General features: G+C 68.4%; 1 protein-coding gene. It reads left to right on the top strand.

The genetic code is table 11. The features are described from left to right. Positions 1–252 precede the first annotated feature (252 nt). The coding region (locus HGK34_RS22230) for a helix-turn-helix transcriptional regulator (RefSeq protein WP_201851612.1) at positions 253–1,110 on the top strand (858 nt) is incomplete at its 3' end.

Raw genomic sequence — 1,110 nt, 5'->3', positions numbered from 1 at the left:
CCTTATCGTCGGCAGCGTCAGATGTGTATAAGAGACAGGGTGGGTGGGGTGTCGCCGGTGGTTTCGGGTGCTGTGGGGTGGGTGGTCACGGTGCCTCTTCCGGTGCGGGGTGTGGTGCGGGGCCTGTGTGGGCTCTCGCGGGTTCCACGATGGGTGGGTTCGTGGGTGGCAGCCACACCCCGTGGTGCCTGTCACCGGCAGGGACAGGTTCGCGGGTGTGTCGTGGGTGTGTCGTGGGTGAGGATGGTGGGCATGGGTGGTTCGAACGAGCTCGGAGACTTCCTGCGTTCGCGGCGTGCGGCGTTGCGGCCCGAGGACGTCGGTGTCCGGGGGTACGGGGTGCGGCGTGTGCCGGGGTTGCGGCGGGAGGAGCTGGCGATGCTCGCCGGGGTGAGTCCTACGTACTACGCGCGTCTGGAGCAGGGGTTGAGCACGAATGCCTCGGAGGCGGTGATCGGTTCGCTGGCGCGGGCGCTGGGGCTCGGTGCGGATGAGCGGGCTCATCTGTTCGAGCTGGCGCGGCCGAGGCGGTCCTCCGGGCGGCGGGCGCCGGTCGTGCACGATCATGCGCGGGAGGGGGTGTTGCGGCTGATCGGGTCGATGCCTGGGACTCCCGCGGTCGTTCTGGGTGGGCGGAGCGAGGTGCTGGGCTGGAACGAGCTGGGGCATCGGCTCGTGGCCGGTCATCTTGCGTTCGACGGTCCGTGGCATGTGCCGGACCGGCCGAATCTGACCAGGATGCTGTTCCTCGACGGGCACACGCGGGAGTTGTACCGGAACTGGGAGGAGGAGGCGCGGCGCGCGGTGGCGTCGCTGCGGGTTCTGAGCGGGAGGAACCCGGAGGATCTGGGGCTGACGGAGCTGGTGGGTGAGCTGACGGTGAAGAGTGCGGAGTTCTGCGATCTGTGGGCGGGGCATCCGGTCGAGCGTTGCGTGTGGGGTGTGAAGTATTTCCGGCATCCCGAGGTGGGTGAGCTCGATCTGTCCTTCGAGGTGCTCACGCCGCCGGACGACTCGGGGCATCGGGTCCTGCTGTACACGGCGGCTTCCGAGGCGGCGGTGAGTGGTCTGGCTGTCTCTTATACACATCTGACGCTGCCGACGATAAGG

The sequence above is a fragment of the Myceligenerans indicum genome, assembly GCF_016742955.1.
Lineage (GTDB): Bacteria > Actinomycetota > Actinomycetes > Actinomycetales > Cellulomonadaceae > Myceligenerans > Myceligenerans indicum.
The sequence above is the reverse complement of the archived record's forward strand: the minus strand, read 5'-3'. Positions and strand labels throughout refer to the sequence as shown.